7 protein-coding genes and 1 pseudogene are annotated in these 18,209 nt (G+C 71.9%); 4 read left to right on the forward strand and 4 right to left on the reverse strand.

Annotation, left to right across the window (positions count from 1 at the left end; genetic code table 11):
- From QQM39_RS43095 to QQM39_RS43105, 3 genes are all read right to left on the reverse strand, one after another.
- Positions 1 to 5,526 (reverse strand): glutamate synthase-related protein, encoded by a 5,526-nt coding sequence (locus QQM39_RS43095; RefSeq protein ID WP_302003009.1) that lies wholly within the window; start codon positions 5,524 to 5,526, stop codon positions 1 to 3.
- Between the two features lie 159 nt (positions 5,527 to 5,685).
- The gene (locus QQM39_RS43100) at positions 5,686 to 8,145 is read right to left on the reverse strand and encodes a SpoIIE family protein phosphatase (RefSeq protein WP_302003010.1); all 2,460 of its coding nucleotides are present in this window, start codon (positions 8,143 to 8,145) and stop codon (positions 5,686 to 5,688) included.
- 203 nt (positions 8,146 to 8,348) lie between these two features.
- Positions 8,349 to 10,427, reverse strand: a complete 2,079-nt coding sequence (locus QQM39_RS43105) for a SpoIIE family protein phosphatase (RefSeq protein ID WP_302003011.1) — start codon at positions 10,425 to 10,427, stop codon at positions 8,349 to 8,351.
- 142 nt (positions 10,428 to 10,569) lie between these two features.
- Here QQM39_RS43105 and QQM39_RS43110 point away from each other — a divergent pair, with 142 nt between their 5' ends.
- The 3 genes from QQM39_RS43110 to QQM39_RS43120 all read left to right on the forward strand — a co-directional run bounded on the left by QQM39_RS43110 (position 10,570) and on the right by QQM39_RS43120 (position 16,502).
- Entirely contained in the window at positions 10,570 to 13,944 is a 3,375-nt protein-coding gene (locus QQM39_RS43110; RefSeq protein ID WP_302003012.1) for a pyruvate carboxylase, read from the forward strand.
- Between the two features lie 170 nt (positions 13,945 to 14,114).
- Positions 14,115 to 14,921, forward strand: a complete 807-nt coding sequence (locus tag QQM39_RS43115) for an aminoglycoside adenylyltransferase domain-containing protein (RefSeq protein WP_302003013.1) — start codon at positions 14,115 to 14,117, stop codon at positions 14,919 to 14,921.
- Positions 14,922 to 15,116: 195 nt separating this feature from the next.
- Positions 15,117 to 16,502, forward strand: a complete 1,386-nt coding sequence (locus tag QQM39_RS43120) for an LCP family protein (RefSeq protein ID WP_302003014.1) — start codon at positions 15,117 to 15,119, stop codon at positions 16,500 to 16,502.
- A gap of 57 nt (positions 16,503 to 16,559) precedes the next feature.
- Here the strand turns inward: QQM39_RS43120 and QQM39_RS43125 are convergent.
- Positions 16,560 to 16,760: pseudogene (locus tag QQM39_RS43125) on the reverse strand (TerB family tellurite resistance protein); the annotation flags it as partial.
- 89 nt (positions 16,761 to 16,849) lie between these two features.
- Here QQM39_RS43125 and QQM39_RS43130 point away from each other — a divergent pair.
- Positions 16,850 to 17,965 (forward strand): acyltransferase family protein, encoded by a 1,116-nt coding sequence (locus QQM39_RS43130; protein ID WP_302003016.1) that lies wholly within the window; start codon positions 16,850 to 16,852, stop codon positions 17,963 to 17,965.
- Positions 17,966 to 18,209 lie beyond the last annotated feature (244 nt).

Genomic DNA, 18,209 nt, shown 5'->3' on the forward strand with positions numbered 1-18,209 from the left:
TCACGCGGTCACCGTCTCGGTCGGGGCCTGCGGGAGGTGGCTGAGGCGTCCGGCGATGTCGTCGAGCGCCGCCGTCGCGAGCAGCTCGTCGAACCGGGCGGCGCGGACGCGGCCGGCGTTCTTGGCGTTCTGGTGCATGATCCAGCCGTAGGTTCCGGGCGCGTCCACACTGAGGTTGTTCCGTTGCCGCAGCGCGCGCTTGTAGTCGTCGAGGCGCTTGATCGCGATGAGCGTGGCCAGCTCGCCGTCGTCGAACCGCTCCAGCGTGCCGCGCAGATACTTCACGACCCGCTGCTTGACGAAGAAGTCCTCGGTGAGGACGAGGTTGCGGACGGCCTCCGTCACGCGCGGATCGTCCGGGCCACTCGCCCCGGGCACCCGCTTGAGCGCGAGGTCCTGCGCGACGCCGAGCACCGTGTACGACGACAGCAGCGAGAACATGTCGTCGCTTCCCTGATCGCCGAACGCCGGGGCACGACCGCCGAGCACGGTGCGCCGGTCGCGGTAGTCGACCTTGAACGCGCGCAGCTTGTCGGAAGCGATCGAGGTCGCCAGCTCGTCGAGGAGTTCGTTGCGGGTCGCCGCGGCCAGGATTTCGGTCGCGTCCTGATACAGCAGCAGCGCACGGGGCATCCCGCAGTACACGTGCCGCCGTTCGCCCTCCCAGTCCTCCAGCAGCCGCGCCGCGAGCGGGGAGCCGGTCGCCTCCAAGTGCCATGCCAGCAGGAGTCGTACGGCTGCCTCGTGGAAGGCGCCGTGCTCGGTGTCGGTCACCGGGAACACCAGCAGCGAGTCGGCGCTCACCCGGCCGGCAAGCTCGCCCGTCGGGTCGTACTGGTAGAGGAACCCGCCGCTCATGCCGTTGCCGAGGCCCTTGCCGAAGCCGCCCAGGTTGAGCACGGTGCCGCCGGTCATGTACTCGCAGCCGAAGTCGCCGAGGCCCTCGACGACCGCGGTCGCGCCGGAGTTGCGCACGGCGAACCGGTCACCGGCCTCGCCCTGCACGAACGTCCGGCCGCCGGTCGCGCCGAACAGCGCGAAGTTCCCGACGAGCACGTTGCCGCCGCGTTCGGCGCTGCCGCCGCCCGGGGCGCGGACGACGATCCGGCCGCCGCTCTGGCTCTTGCCGACGCCGTCGTTGGCGGTGCCGGTGTGTTCGAGGGTGATGCCGTCGTTGCAGAACACGCCGTACGACTGTCCGGCGGAGCCGGTGGTGCGGATGCGGACGGCGTCGTCGACGAGGCGGTGGCGGCCGCGGTCGTCGGTGGTGACGGCGGGTGCGCCCGCGGGGTCGATCTCGTGATTGAGGAGCCGCTCGACGTCGATGGAGAGCTGTCCGCCGACCGACTTGTCGCTGTTGCCGAGGCGGATGCCCTCGATGAGCACGGACGGTTCGCGCCGGTCGAGGAGCGCTTCCCTGACGCGCTCGATGAGGGCGTCGTCGGTGGTGAAGTCCTTCTCCAGGTACTCCGGGTCCGCTACGACCTTCTCGGGCACGCGCGCGAGCAGGCGCCGGACGTCGAGACGCCCCACGCTCGCCGGGTGGTCGAGGAGTTGCAGCAGGTCCGTGCGTCCCCGGGCCTCCCGGAGGGACCGCAGCCCCAGCCGGGCGAGGATCTGCCGGACGTCGTGCGCGATGTTGAGCAGGTACTGCGCCAGCGCACGCGGGTCGCCCTCGAAGACCTCGGGGTTCGTGGTGAGCCCGGCCGGGCACTTCACGTTGCAGTTCTTCGCCATGACGCAGCCGAGCATCATCAGCGCGGTCGTACCGAACTCGAAGCTGTCGGCGCCGAGCAGGGCGGAGGTGACGACGTCGCCGCCGGTCTGGTGCGCCCCCGAGCAGCGCAGGACGACCTTCTGCCGCAGGCCGTTCGCGACGAGCGCCTGGTGCACCTCGGCGACGCCGATCTCCGCCGAACGCCCCGCGTACTTGAGGCTGGTGACAGCCGCGGCGCCCGTGCCACCGGTGTTCCCGGCGACGTTGATGACGTCCGCGCCGGCCTTGGCGACACCGACCGCGATGGTGCCGATGCCCTCCGAGGACACCAGCTTCACGATCACCCGTACCCGCGCGGCCTTGCAGTCGTGGATGAGCTGCGCGAGATCCTCGATGGAGTACGTGTCGTGGTGCGGGGGAGGGGAGATGAGCTCGATGCCCGGGGTGCCGCCACGCGCCGCCGCGATGTCGACGGTGACCTTGGGCGCGGGCAGCTGACCGCCCTCGCCAGGCTTCGCGCCCTGCCCGATCTTGATCTCCAGCTCCTGAAGCATCGGATCGGCGAGATAGCCCGCCCAGATGCCGAACCGGCCCGACGCGAACTGCTTGATCCGGGAGCCGCGGATGGTGCCGTAGCGGGTGTGGTGCTCGCCGCCCTCACCGCTGTTCGACATGGCGCCGACCATGTTCGTGCCGTGCGCGACGGCTTCGTGGGCGGTCGCCACCAGGGCGCCGTGGCTCATGGCGCCGGAGGCGAGGGCGCGGGTGATCTCGTGGGCGGGCTGGACGTCGTCGAGGGGGACGCTGTCGGGGGCGTTGTCGAGGAGGGTGAGGAGGCGGGCGGCGGTGCCGGTGGCCGTGAGGGTGACGCCGCCCCCGGTCACCTCCACCCTCTCGACCTCACCGGGGTACGCGAGGGCGAGGCCGTCGGCGAGGGCGGCGTGGCGGTCGGCGCCGCCTCCGTTGAGGCTCAGCCGGACGGTGGAGCCGTCCCTGACGGACACGGTGACTCCGCGGACCGTCACGCTCGCGTTGCCGGTCGTCGAGAACCGGCCCAGCTCGCGCGCGAAATCCTCCGGCGTACGCAGCCCGGTCACATCCGCGGGCAACGCCAGCACATCACGCAGCGCGGACGGGCGGCGCGACCGCTCCTCGTGGGTGGTCCGCAGGAAGGCGCGGTACCCGGGCGTGATCCGGAACGCGTCGATCTCGGCGTCGCTGAGGGCGTCGTACCCGGTGTTGCGGTAGGCGGCGTCGGTGATGCCGAAGGCGTCGTCGAGCTGGCCGAGCGTGAGCAGGCGCAGCGCGTCCGGATCCCCCTCGCGCGCGAACTCCGGCCGCTCCTCGGTCATGTCGCCGAAGCCGCGCACCGCCGTGACGCCGAAGGAGTGCCCGGCCCCGTCCGACCGCTCCTTGAACAGCCCGAGCAGCGGGATCTGCTGGTCGGTGCGCACCGTACGGGCCCGCTCGTGCCACTGGGTGGCGGCCTGCGCGATACGGGCGAACCCGACACCACCGACCGGGGCATCCATGTGCGGGAAGATCCGCGCGAAGATGTCGTCGCGGGTGTCGAGGTAGTTCGGTTCGAAGAACTCACCGCCGATGTAGCTCTCGGCGGTGCACAGCCCTACCCGGCCCATGGTCTTCGCGAGCGACTTCTCGGCGGCCTTGCGGAACTTGGCCAGCGCCCGGTCGGTCTCGGTGATCTCGCCCGCGGGCGCGGGGGCACTCGGGTACTTCTCCTCGGCGCGCAGCCGTGCGCTGAGGCTGTAGACGGCGGAGGCACCGAAGCCGAGCGCGGTGGCGACATGATGGGACGAGGCCAGCTGACCGCTCTCGGCGACGATCGAGACGCGCAGCCGCAGTCCCGTCTCGATGAGCCGCTGGTTCACGGCCGCGACGGCGAGGATCACGGGCAGCGGCGCGCGCGTCGACGAGACGGCCCGGTCGCTGAGGAGGGCGATGCCGCCCCCTTCGGCGGCGAACCGCTCGACGTCGTCGCAGAGCCGGCCGATCGCGGCCCGCAGCGCGTCGGCGTTGGCGGACTCGTTCCCGGCCACCGGCTCGTAGAGCATGCCGAACCGCTCCAGCGGCACGATCCGCTGATCCCGCAGCCGGACCATGTCGAGGTGCCCGAGCACGGGCGACGACACGACGAGCTGCCGCCCGTTGGTGTCGTGGGTGCCGTCGGGCTTCGGCCCGAGCGCGACCCGCATGCTCATGCCGTCGGCCTCGCGGATGCTGTCCAGCGGCGGGTTCGTCACCTGGGCGAAGCGCTGCGAGAAGTACTTCGCCATGCCGCCCTCGGTGTCGCTGAGCGCGTTGATGGCGTTGCCGTAGCCCATCGCCGAGATGCGTTCCGACCCGTCGGCGAGCATCGGGTCGAGCATGAACCGGAAGCTCTCCTGGTTCAGCGAGTACGCCACGTACCGCCCGGCGAGGCTGAGGTCACCGTCGTACCCGAGCGTCGTCGTGCCGCGGTAGTAGTCGGGGGCGGGCAGGTCGTCGAGGTTCACCCGGGCCGAGGCGAGCAGTTCGCTGTACGGCCGACGCGCGGCGAGGGCGTCGAGCACGTCGCGGGTGCGCAGCCGGCGGCCGGTGCGGTGGTCGACGACGAGCATGCCGCCGGCCTCGATACGGCCCCGGTGCACGATCTCGTCGTCGGGGAACGCGACCTGGCCGGCCTCCGACGCCACCATCAGGTACTCGGCGGTCTCGACGGTGCGCAGCGGACGCAGGCCGAGCCGGTCGAGGCGGGCGCCGACGACGTCCCCGTCGCTGAAGATCACGGCGGCCGGACCGTCGTTCTTCTCCTCGTACAGCGAGAAGTACTCCAGCATGTCCCGGACGGCGTCGGGCAGGGTGCGGTCGTTCTCCCAGGCGGGCGGCATGAGCGAGACGACCGCCTCGACGAGGTCCAGGCCGTCGTCGAACACCCGGCTCTGCAGGGTCTGGTCGAGCCGGCTGGAGTCGGACTGCCCCGGCGGCCGCACGATGCTCCGGGTGCGGGCACGCGCGAGCGCCTCGTCGGACAGGCGGTTCTTGCGGTCCGTGTTGAGCTCGCCGTTGTGCGCCATGAGGCGGAACGGCTGCGCCATGGTCGGGTGCGGCTCGGTGTTCGTGGAGAACCGGGTGTGGAAGTACAGGGACCTGACGGAGTGCCGCGGATCGCGGAGGTCGCGGAAGTACCCGATGACCTGACCGGAGTTGAGGCGCCCCTTGAGCACCTGCGTGCGGGCGCTCAGAGACAGCGGGTACAGCCCGGCGTACGACGTGTCGTCGGCGTAGGCGACGGCTTCGACGGCGAGCAGGGCGCGGTGCGCGGCGGCGTCGACGTCGGCGCGCTCCCACCTCTCCGGCGCGCGGAACACCCACTGCACGATGGGCAGTTGGTACTGCTCGGCCGCGGGCCGGGCGACCGAGTGATCCACGGGTACGTCGCGGACCAGCAGGACGTCGAAGCCCTGCTCGGCGATGCTGCGGCCGACCAGGTCCACGGCGCCGTCGCGGCGCCCGGCGTCGGTCGGCACGAAGCAGTTCGCGACACCGAAGTGCCCGGCCCGCAGGCTCTCGCCGGTGATCGCGGAGAAGAACTCCACCGACAGGTCGACGCTCACGCCCGCGCCGTCGCCGACACCCTCGGCGGACGCGCCGCCACGGTGCGGGATGGCGCAGAGCGCTTCGTGGCCCTTGCGGATGACGTCATGGCTCGGCGTCCCGTCGAGGCGGGTGATGAAGCCGACGCCGCAGTCGCTGTGGTCGCGGGCAGGGTCGTACAGACCGAAGGCCGCGGAGGGTGCGTGATTCAAGTGCGGGTCCTGTGAGCGGGTTCCAGCTGGGGGTACCTCCCAGGCCCTTGAGGCACTGGGGGAGGAACGGCCAGGCTGCGTCGGTGAAGCGCTCGCCGCGGGCGGACCGGTGTGACGGCCGGGGCCCTGAGTGGTGCGAATGAGAACGGTAAGCCTTACCTAAGTTCCACCGCAAGTGTGTGCCCCGCGCATATGCACCGGCAGCGGTTGCTCGGCCCAGATGGTCTTCCGGTTGCGGCCGTAGCGCGTGCCCCACCGCTCGGACAGCTGGGCCACCAGGAACAGGCCACGTCCGCCCTCGTCGGTGCCGCTGGCCTGGCGCAGGTGGGGGGAGGTGCTGCTGGTGTCGGAGACCTCGCAGATGAGGTGGCCGTCGCGGATCAGGCGCAGCAGCACCGGGCCGCCGGCGTACCGGTAGGCGTTCGTGACCAGTTCACTCACGATCAGTTCGGTGGTGAACGCGAACTCCTCCAGCACCCACTCGGTCAGCCGCTCCCGCACCAGCGACCGGGCCCGGCCGGCCGCGGTGGGCTCCGCCGACAGCTGCCAGGTCGCCACGTTCTCCGCCGCCAGCACCCGGGTCCGGCCCAGCAGCAGCGTGACGTCATCAGCGGGCCGGTCGGGCAGCATCGCGTCCTCCACCGCCTTGCAGGTCTGCTCCAGTGAGTGGAACGGACCGCCCAGCGCGGAGAGCAGCAGGGCCAGCCCCTGGTCGATGTCGCGGTTGCCGGCCAGCAGGAGACCGTCGCTGTACAGGGCGATCAGGCTGCCCTCGTCGAGTTCGAGCTCGGCCGTCTCGAACGGCAGCCCGCCCAGGCCGAGCGGCGGTCCGGCGGGGAGGTCGATCGGACGCACCCGGCCGTCCGGACCCAGCACGGTCGGCGGCGGGTGCCCCGCGCGGGCCATCGCGCAGTGCCGGGAGACCGGATCGTAGATCGCGTACAGGCAGGTCGCGCCCACGATCTGGGGCGTGTTCCCGTCGGCCTGCCGCTGTTCGCCGGCCAACTGGTCCACCAGGTCGTCGAGCCGGGCGAGGACCTCGTCCGGGGCCAGGTCGAGGTGGGCCAGCGTGTGCACGGCGGCACGCAGCCGGCCCATGGTCGCCGAGGCGTGCATGCCGTGGCCGACGACATCGCCGACGACCAGGGCGACGCGCAGCCCCGACAGCGGGATGACGTCGAACCAGTCGCCGCCGACACCGGTGGAGGCATGCGCGGGCAGATAGCGGTGCGCCGTGTCGACCGCCGGATGCTCGGGCACCTCACTCGGCAGCAGGCTGCGCTGGAGGGCCTCGGCGGCGTTGTGCTGCTGGGTGTAGCGGCGGGCGTTGTCGATGCAGACCGCGGCCCGGGCGGCGAACTCCTCCGCCAGGGTGAGGTCGTCCTCCTCGAACGGCTCCGGTCGCTGCGAGCGCCACAGGCAGACCAGGCCGAGGACCACACCACGCGCGGCCAGCGGCACCACCATCAGCGAGTGGACACCCAGCGCGAGCGCCTTCCCGGCCCGTGCCGCGTCGGCCGAGAACCAGCCGCGGTTGGCCTCCAGGAGCGGCTCCAGGACCGGACGCCGCTCGGCCAGGCAGCGGGCCGGCGCGGTGTCCTCGGGGAAGGAGAACAGATGGCCCTCGGGATACATCACCCGCAGCGCCTCGGGCCGGACGCTGCGCACCGCCATCCTGCGCAGCGGGCCGGTGGCGTCGGGGGCCGGCTCCTCCCCACGCGTCACGGGCTCCAGCAGATCCACCGAGAGGGCGTCGGCGAGCGCGGGAACCGCCGCCTCGGCCAGCTCGCGCGCCGTCCTGGCCACGTCCAGGGTGCTCCCGATCCTGGCACCGGCCTCGTTGAGCAGCGCGAGCCGCCGACGGGCCCGATGGCGGTCGGTGACGTCCTCGACGATCTCGGTGACGCCCAGCACCCTGCCGGAGGGGTCCTGCATCCGGAAGGCGGACACGGAGACGATCAGTTCCTTCCGGGGGTCCCGCAGCAACCGGCAGGGCTGCTCGGCGAAGATCAGGGGCTCGCCCGTCTCCAGGACCCGCCTGAGCCTTTCCTCGATCAGTTCCGAGTCCGGGCCGAGCAGGAAGTCGGCGGTACGACGCCCGCGGTACGCCTCGGGGGGCAGTCCGCCGAACCGTGCGACCGCCCGGTTCACCCGCAGCACCCGCAGGTCCGGGCCGAGTACCGCGACACCCACCGGGGACCGGCTGAAGAAGCCGTCCAGCACTGCCCGGTCGATCTCCCACTGGGCGATGTCCTCGGCGAGCGAGCCGATGAGGAGCCACTCGACGGTGGCGTCCTGTCGCTGGACCCGTCGCGCTCTGAACCCCACGTGCACGCGGTGGCCCGCGCGATTCAGGACCGGCAGCAGCCCGAACCAGCCGTGCTGCCGCAGACACGCGGCGGTCGCCTCGCCGATCAGGGCCTCGTCCGCGCGGTCGACGAGGATCTCGCGCACCCGCCGGCCCAGCACCTCGTCCGCCCGGTACCCGAGGAGCGCCGTGGCCTGTTCGCTCCAGGCGACGACCCGTCCGCGGCCGTCCAGCACGGCCGACGCGGATCGGTGGACCGAGAACGGATCGTCCGGGCTCTCGCTGAGCGACGTAGGGGCTGTGTTGTGCATCGCCCACCCATCTCGCGCCGTTCGCGGCGCCCGTGGTGCGGCGCCCCGGGCGCCCCTGCCGTTGCGCATGCCTGTCCTGCAGTGGCTCACTCCAGTATCGGCCGTGCGGGCACCGAGTGCTTCGTCGTCGGCCGGGACGGTCGGTGGGGTGACGCCCGTGAGGGTGCGACGCCCGGGTCACCGGGGCAGCGCGACGCCCGGGGTCACCGGGGCAGGGCGCGGGCGAGGAGTACCGCCACGTCGTCGTCCGCCACTTCGGGCATGACATGGGCCAGGAGGTCGTCGCAGACCTCCTCCAGAGGACGGCCGGGGCGCCGCCGCAGGGCCTGGGCCAGGCGCTGCATGCCCTGGTCGAGGTCCGTGCCGCGGGTCTCGATCAGACCGTCGGTGTAGGTCACCAGGAGGCTGTGCGGCGGCAGGGGCACCCGCTGGATCTCACGGTCCTGTCGGCCCACGCCGAGCGGCGGGCCCGTGGGTCCGTCCAGGAAGGCGACCGTGCCCCGCCCGTCGGCGATCACGGGGGGCGGGTGGCCCGCCCTGGCGATCAGGCAGTGTCCGGTGGCCGGATCGTGAACGGCGTACAGGCAGGTGGCCATCTCGTTGTCGCCCAGGTCGGCCACGGCGGCGTCCAGGGAGCGCAGCACCTGGTCGGGCGCGGTGTCCCGGCGTGCCAGGGTCCGGACCGCCGTGCGCAGCTGGCCCATGACCGCCGCCGCGTGGATGCCGTGCCCCATCACATCGCCGATCACCAGGGCGGTCCGGTCGTCCGACAGGGCGATGGCGTCGAACCAGTCGCCGCCGACCTCGTGGTCGCCGGCCGGCAGATAGCGCCCGGTGAGTTCCAGTCCGCTGACGGTGGGCAGGGCGGTGTTCATCAGGCTGCGCTGGAGGGTGAGGGCCGCGTCGCGTTCGCGGCTGTACATGCGCGCGTTGTCGATGTTCAGCGCGGCTCGGGCGACCAGCTCGTCGATCAACAGGGTGTCCTGGTCGTCGAACGGGTCGCGCCCGCGCGTGCGGGTCACCACCACCGCGCCGAGCGCGGTGCCCCGGGCCACCAGCGGAACCAGGCGCGCCGCGCCCACGCGGGCGTACAGGTACGCGCGCAGCCGTTCGGCGCCGGGCGTGGGGATCAGCGGGCCGATGTCGCCCAGGTAGAGGTTCATGGGAAGCCCGGCACTGATGACCTGCTCGTACACCGAGCCGGGCGGGACCTTCATGGTCATGCCGACCGCGAGATGATCGGCCGGCGCGGCCGGATCGGTGAAGGCCGCCGCGGCCCGGCGGACCACGCCGTGCGCCGACGCGGCGGTCTCGTCCGGGGCCATCGCCTCCTCCAGCAACTGGACGTCGGCGGAGTCGGCCAGCCGGGGCACCAGGACGCGGACCACCTCCTGCGCCGTCTGCGTCAGATCCAGGGTGGACCCCATCTGCGTACCCGCCTCCGCCAGCAGCGCGAGACGCCGCCGCGCCCGCTCCGCCTCCAGATGGGCCCGCTGCCCCGCCGTCACGTCGATCAGCGAAGCGATCACTCCCACGCGTTGGCCGGCCCCGCCGAGCAAGGGGGCGTAGGAGCAGGACCACGTCCGCTGCCGTTCCGGGTCCGCCCCGCCGGAGGTGTGGCGGAAGTCCACCACCGCCTCACCCCGGTCCAGGGCCCGCCGCATCGCCGACTCCAGCGCGCGGGCGCCGGGGGCGACGTCGGTCACGCGCCTGCCGACGTGCTCGGCCACCGGGACGCCGTCCATGCGGGCCAGAGCCTCGTTGACCCGGAGGAAACGCAGGTCGGGGCCGAGCATGGCCAGGCCGATCGGGGACTGGGTGAACAGCCCCTCCAGTGCGGCCAGCGCATCCCGCATCTGCTCCACCGCGGAGGTCTCCGCCGCGATGGCCAGCACACCGGTCCCCCTCCGCTGATCCGCGATCGGACAGATCCACATCTCCATCTCGACACGCGTCCCGTCGCGGTGCCGGACCGGCAGTCGTGCGACGACGGCCGCGCCCGCCCGTACCGTCCGGGTGAGCCGGTCGGCCAGCTCCTGGTTCTCCTCGGGTACGAGGACGTGGTCGGCCTCCCGGCCCAGCACCTGCTCCGGCGTGTGGCCGAGCAGGTCCTGCGCGGCGAGCGACCACTGCACCAGGCGCCCGTCGGCATCGGTCACCCACAGGGCGAGCGGGAGCAGGTCCTGGAACACGCCCGGATGCCCCACCGCGGACGTACGCCGATCCGGCGTTTCGCCGATCGCGTCGGGGGCACGTGCACCGCGGTGACTCGCGCTGGTCATGAGGGCACCTCGCTCACCTCACCCGTGACCCGGGAGGCTCAAGGACAGCCTAGGCCGCAAGTGGTCCGGCTCACATGGCGTGAAAGGGGTGCCGCCGACACCATGGGTGCTCTCCGTCACCGGCAGGCTGAAGGGATCAAGAATGTTCCGCAAGGTGCTGGTCGCCAACCGCGGCGAGATCGCGATTCGTGCGTTTCGCGCAGGCTACGAGCTCGGCGCGCGCACCGTCGCCGTCTTCCCGCACGAGGACCGCAACTCCCTGCACCGGCTGAAAGCCGACGAAGCCTACGAGATCGGCCGGCCCGGACACCCGGTGCGGGCCTATCTCTCCGTGGAGGAGATCGTCCGTGCCGCGCAGCGGGCCGGAGCGGACGCCGTCTACCCGGGTTACGGATTCCTGTCCGAGAACCCCGATCTGGCCCGCGCGTGCGAAGAGGCGGGCATCACGTTCGTCGGACCGAGCGCGCAGATCCTGGAGCTGACCGGGAACAAGGCGCGCGCGGTGGCCGCCGCACGGGCGGCCGGCGTGCCGGTGCTGGGTTCCTCGGAGCCGTCCAATGATGTGGACGAGCTCGTCCGCGCCGCCGAGGACGTCGGCTTCCCCGTCTTCGTCAAGGCGGTCGCCGGCGGCGGAGGGCGCGGCATGCGCCGTGTCGAGGAGCCCGCCCAGCTGCGGGAGGCCATCGAGGCGGCATCCCGTGAGGCGGCGTCCGCGTTCGGCGATCCCACGGTCTTCCTGGAGAAGGCCGTCGTCGAGCCCCGCCACATCGAGGTGCAGATCCTCGCCGACGGGCAGGGCAACGTCATCCACCTGTTCGAGCGGGACTGTTCGGTGCAGCGCCGCCACCAGAAGGTGATCGAACTCGCACCCGCCCCGAACCTCGACCCGGCGCTGCGCGAGCGGATCTGCGCCGACGCCGTGCGGTTCGCCCGCCAGATCGGCTACCGCAACGCCGGCACCGTCGAGTTCCTCCTCGACCGCGACGGCAACCACGTCTTCATCGAGATGAACCCGCGCATCCAGGTCGAGCACACCGTGACCGAGGAGGTCACCGACGTCGACCTGGTGCAGGCGCAGCTGCGCATCGCCGCCGGCGAGACACTGGCCGAACTCGGCCTCGCCCAGGAGACGGTCACCCTGCGCGGCGCCGCGCTCCAGTGCCGTATCACCACGGAGGACCCGGCCAACGGCTTCCGCCCGGACACCGGCCGCATCAGCGCCTACCGTTCACCGGGCGGCTCGGGCATCCGCCTGGACGGTGGCACCACCCACGCCGGTACGGAGATCAGCGCGCACTTCGACTCCATGCTGGTCAAACTCACCTGCCGGGGCCGGGACTTCACCACCGCCGTAGGCCGTGCCCGGCGTGCCGTGGCCGAGTTCCGCATCCGCGGCGTGGCCACCAACATCCCCTTCCTCCAAGCGGTGCTGGACGACCCCGACTTCCAGGCGGGCCAGGTCACCACGTCGTTCATCGAGCAGCGTCCGCACCTGCTCACCTCCCGCCACTCGGCCGACCGCGGCACGAAGCTGCTCACCTACCTCGCCGACGTCACGGTCAACAAGCCGCACGGCGAACGGCCCGACCTGATCGACCCGTTGACCAAGCTGCCCGCGCTGCCGGCCGATGAGCCACCGGCCGGGTCCCGGCAACGGCTCGCCGAACTCGGCCCGGAGGGCTTCGCGAGCTGGCTGCGCGCCTCCCCGACCATCGGCGTCACCGACACCACGTTCCGCGACGCCCACCAGTCGCTGCTGGCCACCCGGGTGCGCACCAAGGACATGCTCGCCGTCGCCCCGGTCGTGGCCCGCACCCTGCCCCAGCTGCTGTCCCTGGAGTGCTGGGGCGGCGCGACCTACGACGTCGCCCTGCGCTTCCTCGCCGAGGACCCGTGGGAACGCCTGGCCGCCCTGCGGGAGGCGGCGCCGAACATCTGCCTCCAGATGCTGCTGCGGGGCCGCAACACCGTCGGCTACACGCCGTACCCCACCGAAGTGACCGACGCCTTCGTGCAGGAGGCGGCCGCCACCGGCATCGACATCTTCCGCATCTTCGACGCGCTGAACGACGTCAACCAGATGCGGCCCGCCATCGAGGCCGTACGGGAGACCGGAACCGCCGTCGCGGAGGTCGCCCTGTGCTACACCTCCGACCTGTCCAACCCCTCCGAGCGCCTGTACACCCTGGACTACTACCTGCGCCTTGCCGAGCAGATCGTCGACGCGGGCGCCCATGTGCTGGCCGTCAAGGACATGGCCGGCCTGCTGCGGGCACCGGCCGCGGCGAAGCTGGTCTCGGCCCTGCGCAGGGAGTTCGACCTGCCGGTCCACATCCACACCCACGACACCGCGGGCGGCCAGCTCGCCACCTACCTCGCCGCGATCCAGGCCGGCGCGGACGCGGTGGACGGCGCGGTGGCGTCGATGGCGGGTACCACCTCGCAGCCCTCCCTGTCGGCGATCGTGGCCGCGACCGACCACTCCGAGCGGCCCACCGGCCTTGACCTCCAGGCCGTCGGCGACCTGGAGCCGTACTGGGAGAGCGTCCGCAAGGTCTACGCCCCCTTCGAGGCGGGCCTGGCCTCGCCGACCGGCCGTGTCTACCACCACGAGATCCCCGGCGGGCAGCTCTCCAACCTGCGCACCCAGGCGGTCGCGCTGGGCCTGGGCGACCGCTTCGAGGAGATCGAGGCGATGTACGCCGCCGCCGACCGGATGCTCGGCCGCCTGGTGAAGGTCACCCCCTCCTCCAAGGTGGTCGGCGACCTGGCGCTGCACCTGGTGGGCGCCGGCGTCTCCCCGGGGGACTTCGAGGCGGGGCCCGACCGGTTCGACATCCCCGACTCGGTCATCGGCTTCCTGCGCGGCGAGCTGGGCACCCCGCCCGGCGGCTGGCCCGAGCCGTTCCGCAGCAAGGCGTTGCAGGGCCGCGCCGAGGCCAAGCCGGTGCGGGAACTGAGCGCCGACGACCGTGAAGGCCTGGCGAAGGACCGGCGGTCGACGCTCAACCGGCTGCTGTTCCCCGGACCGACGCGCGAGTTCGAGACGCACCGTGACACCTACGGCGACACCAGCGTGCTGGACAGCAAGGCCTTCTTCTACGGGCTGCGCCCGGGCAAGGAGTACGCCGTCGACCTGGAGCGCGGGGTGCGGCTGCTGATCGAGCTGCAGGCCGTCGGCGACGCGGACGAGCGGGGCATGCGCACCGTGATGTCGTCCCTGAACGGCCAGTTGCGGCCGATCCAGGTCCGTGACAGGGCGGCGGCCTCGGACGTCCCGGTGACGGAGAAGGCCGACCGGGCCAACCCCGGCCATGTCGCGGCGCCGTTCGCCGGCGTGGTGACCCTCACGGTCGCGGAGGGCGAGGAGGTGGAGGCCGGTGCCACGGTGGCCACGATCGAGGCGATGAAGATGGAAGCGTCGATCACCGCCGCGAAGTCCGGCAGGGTGGCCCGACTGGCCATCAATCGCGTCCAGCAGGTCGAGGGCGGCGATCTTCTGGTCGAACTCGCCTGAGCCGGGGCACGAGTGCCGTCGCGCCCCGCGCAGAGGGGCATCTGCGCGGGGCGCTGCGGTGCATGGGCGCACGGCATGGAGAGGGGCGGGGCGGCCGAGTGCTCGTCACCCGTCAGGTGCCGCACTCGTCGCTTTCCGGCCTCGACGGACAAGGGGCCGACACTGACCGTATGACCAGGACTGTCGTGGACCCGCACTCCGTCCCCGCCGAACTCCGCCCCTACCTCCAGGAGCTCGTCCACCGCGCACACGCCGTATGCGGATCCCACCTGGTGAGCGTCATCGCCGTGGGCTCCGTCGCGCTCGGGGACTACCGGCACGGGCGCAGCGACACCGACGTGACCGTGGTCGTGGACGCGCCGCTGACCGGGCGTGCGCTGCCCAACCTGGCCGCCGCACTGGCGCACCGCGCCCTTCCCTGCCCCGCGGCGGGACTGGAGCTGGTGGTCTACGACGAGGACTTCGCGGCCCGGCCGTCCGGCGGGGCCGGGTACCTGCTGGACCTCAACACCGGGCCCCTGCTGCCCGAACGGGTCAGCCTCGACCCGACGGAGTCCTTGTCGTTCTGGTACGTCATCGACCGTTCCGTCGCCCACCAAGCCGGGCGCGTGCTGTACGGCAGGTCGGCGCGGGAAGTGATCGCCGAACCCGCCCGCGTCGACGTGCTCACCGCGCTCCGTGCCTCGGTCCGTGAGCACAGCGCCGGCGAAGGGCATCTCGCGGACAACCGAGTCCTCAACGGCTGCCGCTCCGTGCAGTTCTGCCGCACGGGCCGCTGGCAGCCCAAGCGCCGGGCGGCGCATGCGGTCGCGGCGTCCGAGGAATGCTTCCGGCCGCTCCTGAACGCCGCACTGCGCGGCTACGAACGCCCCTCGCGCACCGCGGAGACCGCACTGCCCACCACCGACGTACAGGCCTTCCTGGGGTGGGTGGCCGAACGCGTCGACGAGACGGCCGACGCGGAGCGGGGAGGGTAGGCCGGTGCTGTTCGGCGGGTGGGAAGAGGCCGGTCATCGCCGGCCTCCGCTTTCCTTCCGAACGAGGGGGCACCCGATCAGGCACGGACTTTCGCTTTTGCGTTCGGTTCAGGCAACTGATGCTGCCAAGATCGTGGTCTGGTCATGGTGAGGGGACCGGGCCTTGCGGCCGTACATCTACACGAGGGGGCGCGGATGAGCGGAACGGGGAAGCGTCGGCGTACGTCGGCCGGCGGGGGGAAGGCCCGGCCTACGCGGCGCGGGCGGATCCTGGCGTGGGGCGCGGGGGTGACGTCGGTGGTCGTCCTCGGCATCGCCGGGGTGGGCGCCTGGGTCTACCAGGACCTCAACAGCAACATCGAGTCCGCCGACGTAGACGACAAGATCGGCGGCGACCGCCCCGTCAACCTCAGCCCGGGCTCGAAGAACATCCTGGTCGTCGGCTCCGACAGCCGCGACGGCGCCAACGCCGAGTACGGCAAGGACCTGACCACCATGCAGTCGGACACGCTGATGGTGCTGCACGTCCCCGCGAACCGGAAGTGGGCCGCGGTCGTGTCGTTCCCGCGTGACTCCTGGGTGGAGATACCGGCCTGCGACAAGGGCGACGGGAGCGACTCCGCCCCGCACCACGCCAAGATCAACGAGGCGTTCGCGCTCGGCGGCACCAGCGGCGAGGTCGCCGGGGCCGCCGCCTGCTCCATCAAGACGGTCGAGGCCAACACGGGCCTGCGCATCGACCACTTCATGTCCGTCGACTTCCAGGGCTTCAAGGGCATGGTCGACGCCCTGGACGGCATCGAGGTCTGTCCCAAGGAGGCAATCCACTCCAAGAAGGCCCGCCTGGACATCGACCCCGGCTGCCAGACCGTCGAGGGCGAGAAGGCGCTCGGCTATGTGCGGGTCCGCTACGGCGTCGGCGACGGCTCCGACATCGGGCGCATCGGACGCCAGCAGGAGTTCATGAACGCTCTGGTCGAGAAGGCGAAGTCCAGGCTGACCAGCCCGAAGTCGCTCTACGGCTTCCTGCGGTCCGGCACCAAGTCCCTGACCACGGACCCCGATCTGGCCGGCATCAAGCCGCTGTACGGACTCGCGTCGGAGCTCAAGGGAATCCCGAGCGACCGCCTGTCCTTCCTCACGGTCCCCAACTACCCGCGCGAGGCCGACGTCGCCACCGACAAGGCCAACGTCGCCTGGCAGTACCCGCAGGCCGCCGACCTGTTCACCTCCCTGGCCAAGGACAAGGAGGTCGACAAGAAGCAACTTCAGGCCGAGACGAAGGACCCCTTCTACGCCTCCTCCGTGCGCGTCCAGGTCCTCAACGGCACCGGCGTCTCTGGACGGGCCGCCACCGTCGCCGAGAAGCTCCGCGAGGCCGGCCTCACCGTCGTCGGCACGGGCAACGCCCCGCAGGACGCCGGTACCACGACCGTCACCTACCCGGCGGGCCTGCAGAAGTCGGCCGAGGCGCTGGCCGCCCGACTGCCCGAAGTCCGGGCCACGCGGGCACCGGATGCCGCGGCGGACGTGGTCACCCTGGTCGTCGGGACGGACCTTGACCCCGAAGACATCCGCTGACCGGCCGCGCCGGGCGGACGCCGAACGTGTCGGCCCGGCACACGGGATGCCGATCGGTCAGAGATCGAACTCGTGCGGCGGAAGGCCGAGCGCGTCACACGCCTCGCGCACGACGGCCCGCGCGCCGGCGGGGAAGTTCTGCAACGCCTCGTCGGCGGCGATCAGTTGGGCCTCGCGCTGCCGCTCGGAAGGGTCGACGGTGCCGTCGTCGGCGGCGACGAGCGCACACATGGCCATGCTCGCGTCGCGGAAGGCGCCGCGCGCCGCCGCCCGGAGTGGCTCATACGTGTGCGTTCGCACACAGCGAGGTTGAAGCGGCGTGCGGAGGTGTGCTTAGGGTGCTTGCGATGTCCGCCGACGCCACACCCGTACCCACCGTCACACGCGCACCGGAGCGACAGCAGCGGCCGCTGCCGTCCCCAGGAGCGGGGCCGAGACGGGTCGATCAGCGGGACCCCTTCTTCGACAACGCCAAGTACCTGGCGATCGTGCTGGTGGCGGTCGGCCACGCGTGGGAGCCGTTGCGGGAGGGAAGCCGCGCCGTCACCGCCCTGTACGTACTCGTGTACGCCTTCCACATGCCGGCGTTCGCCGTGATCTCGGGCCACTTCTCGCGCGGCTTCCAGGCGGAACCGCGGAAGATCGCACGTCTGCTGACCGGTGTGGTGGTTCCCTACGCGGTCTTCGAGGTGGCGTACACCCTCTTCACCCGATGGACCAGCCAGGACCCCGACCGGCCGATCAGCCTGCTGGACCCCCTGTATCTGACCTGGTTCCTGGCGGCGCTGTTCATCTGGCGGCTGACGTCCCCGCTATGGCGGCTCGTGCGGTGGCCACTGCCACTCGCTCTCGCCGTCGCGATGCTCGCCACCCTCTCGCCTTCCATCGGCGACGACCTCGGCCTCCAGCGTGTCCTGCAGTTCCTGCCGTACTTCGTACTCGGCACGCTGCTCAAGCCGGAGCATCTCCGGCTGGTCCGCCGCCGCGCGGCGCGCATCCTGGCCCTGCCGGTCCTCGTCGGCGCCCTCGCGGTCGCCTACTGGACGGTCCCGCGGATGAACTACGCCTGGTTCTTCCACAGCGAGAGCGCCGAGGAACTCGCCGCGCCCGCCTGGTACGGACCTGTCATGACACTGGCCGCCTTCGGCTGCTCGGTCGTCCTGGTCGCCTGCTTCCTCACCTGGGTGCCCGGGCGCCGGATGTGGTTCACCGCGCTGGGCGCCGGCACGCTGTGCGGCTTCCTGCTGCACGGCTTCGTCGCCCAGGGAGCCAAGTACTGGGGCTGGTACGACCCCGCCTGGATCCGGCAGCCCGTCGGTGAGATCACCGTCACGCTGGTCGCGGCCGTGGTCATGAGCGGGTTGTGTGCCCCTGCCGTTCAGCGGGTCTTCCGCCAGGTGACGGAACCACGGATGGCCTACGCCCCACGGGATCGGGAACAGCGTTTCGGCCACAGTCGTTGACCGGAGGAACACCAGGTCCATGAGCCACTACGGGTCTGCCAGGTCGACGGATCCCCGATCGCCACGCCATTGAGCGTCGCCGTACTCGGTCTGCTGGCCGTCGCCGACGCGATCGACCTGCCGGCGGCGCGCTTCCCGCAGCCGCAGGCGACTGACGACGCCTCAACGCGGGCTGCCACGACCCCCTCCCGTCTCGGCCGGCCCGGCGATAAAGTCCGCACGTGCGTTGATCTCCCGGGCGGTG

This window comes from Streptomyces sp. DT2A-34 (genome assembly GCF_030499515.1).
In the GTDB taxonomy this organism is placed as follows: domain Bacteria; phylum Actinomycetota; class Actinomycetes; order Streptomycetales; family Streptomycetaceae; genus Streptomyces.

Coding starts and splice junctions, on each gene's coding strand:
- QQM39_RS43110 (WP_302003012.1), top strand. CDS start 10,570: ATGTTCCGCAAGGTGCTGGTCGCCAACCGCGGCGAGATCGCGATTCGT.
- QQM39_RS43105 (WP_302003011.1), bottom strand. CDS start 10,427: ATGACCAGCGCGAGTCACCGCGGTGCACGTGCCCCCGACGCGATCGGC.
- QQM39_RS43115 (WP_302003013.1), top strand. CDS start 14,115: ATGACCAGGACTGTCGTGGACCCGCACTCCGTCCCCGCCGAACTCCGC.
- QQM39_RS43130 (WP_302003016.1), top strand. CDS start 16,850: ATGTCCGCCGACGCCACACCCGTACCCACCGTCACACGCGCACCGGAG.
- QQM39_RS43100 (WP_302003010.1), bottom strand. CDS start 8,145: ATGCACAACACAGCCCCTACGTCGCTCAGCGAGAGCCCGGACGATCCG.
- QQM39_RS43120 (WP_302003014.1), top strand. CDS start 15,117: ATGAGCGGAACGGGGAAGCGTCGGCGTACGTCGGCCGGCGGGGGGAAG.